We start from the raw sequence: 8,434 nt of genomic DNA, 5'->3' as shown, positions 1-8,434 counted from the left end.
AATATGCTGCTGGCTTACGGGAAAAATTACGTCCGTCAACAGTAAACCGTATCCTCGCAATATTGTCCAAAATATGCTCTCTGGCAGTACGTGCTGGATGGATCACACATTCCCCGATGTCACATGTCCGCTATCTGAAAGAAAATAACATTCGCTATCGCACGCTGTCAGCGACAGAAATCCCGCGCTTTATTGACGCGGCAACAGCGCTGCAAACACCGGCAGCTGATTCTATATTGCTTGCTCTTTATACGGGGATGCGTATTGGTGAGGTATGTACCCTGAAATGGGAGTACTGGCACCCGGATATGCATCAACTCATACTGCCTGATACAAAGTCCGGACACCCTTTCACCTGCCCACTTGCACCTCCAGCCATTGCAGTTGTCCAGTGCCAGCAGGACCTGATGCTCAGCAAAACTTACATTTTTCCACAACTAACCGACAATGCCCGCCCTCTGGCATATCCGCGTGCAACCTTTGCCCGTATTTGTCGGGATGCCAACATTGATAACCTGCGGATGCATGACCTGCGCCGTACCTTTGCCACCCGGGTACTACAGGCGACCGGGGATATTGCAATCGCTTCCCATCAGCTAAATCACCATTCACTCACGGCGACCCGTCGCTACGCTTTTCACAATGCAGCGACATCACACGCAGTGGTTTCTCAGGTCATAGAAAGTTATGACACAAAAATGAACCTATGATCTGTGATTCGTGATTGATGCAACACTCGTTTAAGGACGGTATTGTCATTGCATGCTTCTGCAGGGCCCTGCATTAAGTCATCACAGAATGTGGATTGATATTAAATCCGCGTGGCTTCTTATTCTCTGAAACCGGAGGTTTATGTATTTAACCATTAAGCAGTTCGCAGAAAGATTTAATCTTTCTGCATCTACGGTTGCGTCAGATATATCGCGCAACCCCGGAAAACTCCCGCCCTTCATCAGAATTGGGCGGGCTATACGATTCTCTCTTGACGATATTGTTGAGTGGGAAAATGCACATCGTCAAAACAAACTTAAAGGTGATATAAATGGTTACTAAGAACACGGAAAATAACGCTAATAATGCACTGAACATTATTCCCGAATCAGCAAGCACAGCTGTAGACAACGATGAAAAATATCTGTCTTTTGCATTAGTTCTCGCTATCACGATTATGGGCAACTTAGTAAAGCTCATCGGCACAGATGGCTTCGTACTTTATACCTACACCCTGCAGGACACGGCTACTGCTCGTGCTGTTTTTAATGAATTAGCCAGGCGTCTCAAAAATTTCAGTTGTCAGGAGGAGATCTACACCACCGACGCCCTCACCTTTCGAATGAAATACATTTACGGTGTTACCTTGTTCGAACATGATGGTAAATCTATCCTCAGCCTTTTTGATAAGAAGGGCTATCCGGTATTGAGTGAATCAGGAGAACCCGGTTCTCTTGATGATATGTATAATGAAATTAAAGCCCGACTGCATGGCGGCTACGCCTCAAAAAAGTTTCTTCAGTTACATGAAAATTGTCTGTTATCTGCACGCGTTACCCCATCTGTGGAAAAGACGCAACGTGGCATCCTGATTAAAGCAGGCAGGAACCTCGTTTCATTTATCCATGCAGATGATGAATCACGCAAAACCGATATTTTCAAATCTGTAGTAAATGTTATTAAATCTTGATTCTTTATGCCGGGACACAGCTCCCGGCATTTTTTCGGAGTTAACTATGAGCCATAATTTGCAGGATATCCTCGCTGCCGCCTCGGGGTATCAGTCCGTGACTTCAGAGCCAGCGCTCAATCGTAAAAGACCTAAAACGCTTGATGATTATCCTGTGATGCCACCTGCATCAAAAAACGTGTCTGTGATTTCAAACGACCTGACGCTCCATATCGGTTTTGATACCGAATATGTTTTCAACCCTGAAACACGACAGAATGATATTCTGTCATATCAGAGTTATGTTGTCTTACCCGATAATACAGGTATATCGAACATTATCTATCCACCTGACTCACAGAAAAAATCCCGGCTGTCTTTTAAGGAATTTCTCTGTCAAACGATTACACCGCTTCTTGAAACGGGTGTGATTACAAAATGGCCCGGTATTATTAATATATATGCGCATTTCATTCGTGCGGATATCGCCTCCTTTGCCAATTTCTGGTCAGACTACAAAATTCTTCTGAAAGGAATACGCGGTACTGTCAGCAGCTTCAAAAATCGTTACGGTATCGATTTTGATGAACAGCAGGAACGTCGCGTAAAGACTGAACAGATAATGTTTGACAAACGAACTTCCCCTCCGCGTTGCAGTAACGTAGCTTTCATCGATACACTGCTTATCACTCCCGGGGGTATGGGTCTGGCTGAATGTGGTGAATTACTGGGTCTTCCCAAACTCACCATTCCTGCACCTTATTCCATAACCAATATGCGTGAATATCTTCTGGGCGACAGAGCAGGGTTTGAAGCCTATGCTCTGCGGGATGCCGAGATTGCGGTTCGTTATGCTTTACAGGTTCGCAATTTTTGCGCCCGGGAGCTGATGATTGATCGTGTCCCCGCCACCATCGGGGCGATGGCAGTTTCACGGTTCACCAAAACACTTAAAGAAAACAATATGTCTCCTGAAGTCTGCCTTGGGACACACATTAAAACCCGTGAACTCTGGCTCACGGAAAAACAGGCATTCCGGACGATTAAAAACCCCGCCAGTGTTCCTTCAAGAGAGTTGTTTGAAACGTTCCCGATCAACTGTTACCACGGCGGACGCAATGAGTGTTTTATGATGGGGGTTACACCGTCTGATCACTGGTATGACTACGATCTGGCTGGAGCGTATACCACCGGGCTATTAGATATCCTCACACCCGATTACGGGAACATCCGCCTCAGTAAAAATCCGGACGATTACTGTGGGCATGTAATGGGATTTGCGCTTGTCACATTTCGGTTCCCGGAATCAGTTCCCTATCCCAGCCTGCCGGTTCGGACCGATCAATATGGGTTATTCTTTCCATTAAGTGGCGAATCATGGGCAACGGCACCTGAAATCGAACTTGCTCTGTCGCTCGGGGCAGAGATGACGATCCATAATGGGATCATCGTCCCCTGGATCTGTGACACCTCCCCACATAACAGCGAATCAACATCGGTGTTTCTTCCCTTTGTTCAACAGGTCCGTGAGAACCGTAATCGCCATATTAAAGGTTCTCTGGAGGAGAAATTCTGGAAAGAAATTGGCAACTCGCTTTATGGCAAACTTGCTCAGGGCCTTCGCGCCAAAACCGCCTTTGATACTGCCCGTGGATTAAACAGATCCCTCCCACCATCATCGGTTACTCAGCCATTCTTTGCTGCGCATGTAACGGGATTTATCCGCGCCGTTGCCGGGGAACTCATGAATGCTTTGCCTTCTGATTCATCGGTTGTCAGCGTCACAACCGATGGCTTTTTGACAAATTGCCCACTTAACAAGATAAACATGAGCGGTCCACTGTCTTCCCGCTTCCAGTCGCTGTGCGATATTGTTGATCCGGGTTCATCAATGTTGACATGTAAGCATGAAGTCAGCCAGCTTATCGCCATGAAAACCCGGGGGCAGTTAACCTATAGAGCTATTCAGGGAAAACCTGTTGTTCATGCCAGGGCTGGCGTCAAACCTCCTGCCGATATTCCACGCAGTGACTATAACGACTATATGGTAGATCTTTACCTTAATCGTTTACCCGGTCAGACGTTATCCCGAAGTACGTTGATATCAACGCGTGAGATGTGGCTGTCGGAAAGCGATCTGGTATCCCGGGAACAGGATATCCGTCTTAATCTGGAATTCGATTTCAAACGCCAGCCCGTACAGCCCGCCATGAATGAAGGGCATTTACTGATGTTTTCCCGCCCATGGGATAATATGGAAGAGGCTCTGCAGCAGCGCTCTCTTTTCGACGACTGGCGGCAAACGCATACACTGAAGACCCTGGCTGACTGGGATGACTGGTGTGATTTTCTCTATTGCCGGACGGTGTTTTCTGATATGAAACTAAAAGTCGGAAGCAAACGTAGTGATGATATTTTAGTCAGACTATTTCTCCGGGCGCTGACTCAGTGCCAATGGGGGCTGATGCTGAAAGATAAAAAAAGTTATTCCTGTAAAGAGGTTGCTGAATGGCTGACGTCAGAAGGCTATTCAGTAACGGTGACTGATGTAAAAAATGCGGTAAGAGCAAAAATACCCCAAATGAAATTTAGTTCTGTAACACCGCGAATGAAGTCACTGATGGATATCATAGCCCGTAAATATCCGACATTCTGTCTTCCAGTCTGATAACCGTTAAATCTCCCCCAACTCCTTTAACAGAAGTTGGGGGCTTAATCACAGGCAATCGGCATCAAAACAGTGAAATAACTGCCGCGCGTCAGGATGGCCATTTACATGATAGATCCGCATGGCATGACAGGTGATACTCTGGAGATTAGCCGCCAGCCTTTTCCCCATATTCACCAGTATGCCGTGTGGTATTTTACTGCTTGTACTGTTTACTGTCAGAGTAAAACAATTTGTTTCAACGCTGACCTCAATAAAATCATTTCCAAATAATGTACCGACAACCTGCCTGATTGTTTCTTCATAATCTGTCAGATCAATGACATCACGCCATCTCGCATTTACGAGTTGATACTTTCTGATATGTAAATACATAGAACCACCTTTATGTTATTTCAACTAAAATGATGTTCTCCGACATTATGTAAATATTAGTGACCATTGTAATTGCTGATAACCTCTCATCACAGGCAGCAACCTTCGTCTCTTACGGTGCCCCTGTCTCTCTGACTTGATGGCAAAAGTGCATGGCCAAATATGCAGCAAAAACAGGTAATGACTCCAACTTACTGATAGTGTTTTATGTTCAGATAATGCCCGATGACCTTGTCATGCAGCTCCACCGATTTTGAGAACGACAGTGACTTCCGTCCCAGCCTTGCCAGATGTTGTCTCAGATTCAGATTATGTCGCTCAATGCGCTGAGTGTAACGCTTGCTGATAACGTGCAGCTTTCCCTTCAGGCGTGATTCATACAGCGGCCAGCCATCCGTCATCCATACCATGACCTCAAAGGCCGACAGCAGGCTCAGAAGACGCTCCAGTGTGGCCAGAGTGCGTTCACCAAAGACGTGCGCCACAACCGTCCTCCGTATCCTGTCATAAGCGTAAAACAGCCAGCGCTGACGTGATTTAGCACCGACGTAGCCCCACTGTTCGTCCATTTCAGCGCAGACAATCACATCACTGCCCGGTTGTATGCGCGAGGTTACCGACTGCGGCCTGAGTTTTTTAAGTGACGTAAAACCGTGTTGAGGCCAACGCCCATAATGCGTGCACTGGCGCGACATCCGACGCCATTCATGGCCATATCAATGATTTTCTGGTGCGTACCGGGCTGAGAGTCGGTGTAAGTGAACTGTAGTTGCCATGTTTTACGGCAATGAGAGCAGAGATAGCGCTGATGTCCGGCAGTGCTTTTGCCGTTACGCACCACGCCTTCAGTAGCGGAGCAGGATGAATCGCCAGAAGTACCCATTTATCACTGTTTTCCCTGTGCATGCCTTGTCACTGGCTCGCGATGGATCCGTGCATGCTTGCCTCATTGGGTGATAACCGCGACCAGTTTAACAGCGTTGAAAAACTCAAAACTATACAGGCATTGAACCAGTAACCGAGCGAAGCGGCCAAAATCCAGGGGACACTGGCGTTGGCAGTATGCGAAGTTCGTCTGACAGACATTTGTGGAATGGACTGCGAAGACGTGTAACTCATCATACTGGGCCAGACTTTATTACTCGAGCCAGCGTGAGCGTGAAAAAGGGAAATCGCATCAATCAGCTATCCGGGCTCTGGCGTTTAAATGGATAAGGATCCTTTACCGCTGCAGGAAGACCAAACCCGGTACGACGAAGTGAAATATTTGCTGGCACTGAAACTCTTACTGAAACCATAAAATGCTTGTCGAATGTCTCAGGCCGTGATCGGACATTGATGATAGAATGTTTGCACCAGTTGGCGCTATCTCCAATAAAGGTGACGCCGTTGGGCTGGTCATTGACCATGATTTTAGTCGTTTCGTTGCAGTGACGTAGGGCAAAGCTGAGGCCCTCGGTTCAGACCAGAATCCCGCTCCCTGTTTATCAATATATTATGGTTGTCTAGCCGAAGCTAACCGTCACAACGATGCTCCTGAAACGTTCAGTATCGTTCAACGGTTAGCACGGTGAGCTGCGTTTTCGCACAGCCTTAGCGTCGCGGTTCAGAGATGCCGTAAAGGCATCTCTGAAGGGCATGATGATTAGTGCTGATGCTCCGTATCGGGCGCTCTACCCTCCGCCATTTCGTTTATTTCCTCGACAAAATGTACGTAGTGAATGTAGTCATTTACATATTCGCGTCCCTGCTTAACCGATTGATTCGCCTGCTGCTTACTGAGTTCGGCTTTGGTAAATTTTTCCCGGATAGCATGCTCAATGTTAGCGGTCACCTTTGCCACCAGGCTATCAACACTGTTGGTGCGAAGTGCGGCATCAGCCTCTTGTACAATAACAGGAATATGACCTGCCGATTTTACACCGGTAAACGATGCACCTTCCGCTTCACGGTGAATACGTACCAGGGTGGTAAAAAGCTTTTGCTGGGCCTTTTCCTGAGAGGTTTGACTGCTGCCTTGTTTACTCATTGTTTCGTCAAACGCCTTTCTGACGTCATCTTCACGGTTTTCTGGTACCCATTTTAATAATGGGGTAACATCACGCGCCTGAAGGGCGCTTTTAGCCTCGGTGATCACCGGCCCATCCATGCTGTCGCAGTGGGCAAACGCCGTTGTGCTTACGGTCATTCCCGCAAGGAACATAATGCTTGCGCACAGGGATGTTCTGGTCTTTTTCTGCTTTTTCATATTAATACTCCCGGGTCTCTTTCGACCTGTTCATCTGCTTTTTTGTGTTTAAAGGAGGCAGAATTTCAGTCCTCTGCCGATTTGGTTGCAGAGTACTGGCGAGTAACCCGGGAGTCGTTCGAATTGATAAATTCGAACGTATGAAACGTAAAGTCGAACGTTCTGCTGACACGAAGCGTGTGTGGCGTCCGTTTCTCATATCTCGTTTTAAATTGTTGGTGCTCGTGCATGCTGAATGATCTATCTGTTTTTCTTCTGGCAGCAGGAATGATGCAGGCTGCATTGCTCTCTGTTTTTCTTCTTTTGCCGTCTAACATCATACAAGTCAGCAACCGGCTATTGGTGATCGTTCTGCTGACCCTTGCCGCCGGTTTTGGTGAACTTTTCCTCTATGGTAGCGGCGTGAGTTTTTTACACCCGAACTACGCCTATATCGGTACGCTTATCTCTCTGCTTCAGCCACCGGCCATCTATCTGTATACCCGTTCGCTGATGTATCGCCATTTTCGAATCCGGCCAGCTCATGCTGTACACTTAATCCCGTTTGCTACTGGCCTTATTGTGTTTTTCACGCTGTACGTTCCGTTATCTGACTCAGCAAAAATAACGCTCTTACAGCAGCAGGATTTACCGGGCATGCCAGTATCACTGCCCCTTGCATTGGCCTATCACGGGGTATTTCTCGGCTGGCTTGGCTATTCCCTCAGACGTTTGCGGTCATTTAATTCGGATATTCAGCATCTTTATTCCGATATTGCCCGCCAGCAAATGCTCTGGCTCCGCTTCCTGCTGTCAGGTTATTCGGGACTTTGGATAGTCAGTATTATTTGCTGCCTGTTTTTCTATCTGTTCAGGCTAACCGATAAAACGAGTTGGGTACTGCCCGTTGTCAGCATAGCGGGGTTTGCATTTATTAATACGTTATTAGTTTGTGCGCTGCGGCAACCCGCTGCGTTTATGGGGCTAACGCAGGCAGATGAAATCCTGCTGGAGAATATTCAGCCGGTTAAAGCACCGCAGTTACGGGGGGCTGAACAGGTGGATAAGGTGGCAGAATTTATGCACCGGAATCAGCCGTTTCTGGATTCCACCCTGTCCTTAAGCCAGCTTGCGCATCAGTTAAAACTCTCGCCGCACGATCTGTCAGCCATTATCAACAACGGGTTTCAGCAGAATTTTTTTACGTTTATCAGCGAGTACCGAATAGAGCACGCTAAAAAACTCCTGGCAATGCCGGAAGATAAGCGGACCATTCTTGATATTATGTATTCCTCAGGCTTTAACTCTAAATCGGTCTTTAATACCGCGTTTAAGAAGCAAACGGGTTTAACGCCTTCAGAATATCGGCGGCAATACTTATAATATCTATTGATGTGTGGTTAGTCCAGGCCGTGACTTACTAAGTTGTCAGAACTTTTTGAGCAAGGCTATATAGTGAAAAAATGATGAGTAATTCTCTTCCAAATATATTTACATCCTTTTT

Annotated in this window: 8 protein-coding genes and 1 pseudogene; 6 read left to right on the top strand and 3 right to left on the bottom strand. The window is 46.9% G+C overall.

The genetic code is table 11. The features are described 5' to 3' along the window. The 4 genes from IMQ48_RS00045 to IMQ48_RS00030 all read left to right on the top strand — a co-directional run. A partial coding sequence (locus IMQ48_RS00045) for a site-specific integrase (protein ID WP_196207409.1) occupies nucleotides 1–710 on the top strand: 710 nt, incomplete at its 5' end. A 142-nt stretch (nucleotides 711–852) separates the two neighbouring features. Continuing rightward, nucleotides 853–1,053 carry an AlpA family transcriptional regulator gene (locus tag IMQ48_RS00040; protein WP_000281555.1) on the top strand — a complete coding sequence of 67 codons (201 nt, stop codon included), beginning with the start codon at nucleotides 853–855 and terminating at the stop codon, nucleotides 1,051–1,053. After that, nucleotides 1,043–1,681: a hypothetical protein gene (locus IMQ48_RS00035; RefSeq protein WP_196207408.1), complete on the top strand. Its 639-nt coding sequence runs from the start codon at nucleotides 1,043–1,045 to the stop codon at nucleotides 1,679–1,681. The genes IMQ48_RS00040 and IMQ48_RS00035 overlap by 11 nt, the downstream gene beginning before the upstream one ends. A 46-nt stretch (nucleotides 1,682–1,727) precedes the next feature. Then, nucleotides 1,728–4,328 (top strand): hypothetical protein, encoded by a 2,601-nt coding sequence (locus IMQ48_RS00030; protein ID WP_059343191.1) that lies wholly within the window; start codon nucleotides 1,728–1,730, stop codon nucleotides 4,326–4,328. A 48-nt stretch (nucleotides 4,329–4,376) separates the two neighbouring features. Here the strand turns inward: IMQ48_RS00030 and IMQ48_RS00025 are convergent, their stop codons facing one another. Beyond that, entirely contained in the window at nucleotides 4,377–4,703 is a 327-nt protein-coding gene (locus tag IMQ48_RS00025; RefSeq protein ID WP_000280683.1) for a hypothetical protein, read from the bottom strand. Between the two features lie 191 nt (nucleotides 4,704–4,894). Next, nucleotides 4,895–5,586, bottom strand: a protein-coding gene (locus IMQ48_RS00020; RefSeq protein WP_230326225.1) for an IS1 family transposase whose coding sequence is annotated in 2 segments (ribosomal slippage) — nucleotides 4,895–5,343 and nucleotides 5,343–5,586 — 693 coding nt in all. Because the reading frame shifts where the segments join, the coding sequence is not laid out codon by codon here. Nucleotides 5,587–5,610: 24 nt separating this feature from the next. Here IMQ48_RS00020 and IMQ48_RS00015 point away from each other — a divergent pair. Next, nucleotides 5,611–6,003: pseudogene (locus IMQ48_RS00015) on the top strand (transposase); the annotation flags it as partial. Between the two features lie 345 nt (nucleotides 6,004–6,348). On the opposite strand, the gene IMQ48_RS00010 reads toward IMQ48_RS00015, so the two are convergent. Next, complete coding sequence (locus tag IMQ48_RS00010; protein ID WP_048266682.1) at nucleotides 6,349–6,951, bottom strand: DUF6448 family protein; 603 nt, start codon at nucleotides 6,949–6,951, stop codon at nucleotides 6,349–6,351. 177 nt (nucleotides 6,952–7,128) lie between these two features. On the opposite strand from IMQ48_RS00010, the gene IMQ48_RS00005 reads away from it, so the two are divergent. Continuing rightward, nucleotides 7,129–8,313 (top strand): AraC family transcriptional regulator, encoded by a 1,185-nt coding sequence (locus tag IMQ48_RS00005; protein ID WP_242462313.1) that lies wholly within the window; start codon nucleotides 7,129–7,131, stop codon nucleotides 8,311–8,313. Nucleotides 8,314–8,434: the final 121 nt, after the last annotated feature.

The sequence above is a fragment of the Citrobacter sp. Res13-Sevr-PEB04-36 genome, from assembly GCF_015672735.1.
Lineage (GTDB): Bacteria > Pseudomonadota > Gammaproteobacteria > Enterobacterales > Enterobacteriaceae > Citrobacter.
This window is presented reverse-complemented; position numbering and strand designations above follow the sequence as displayed.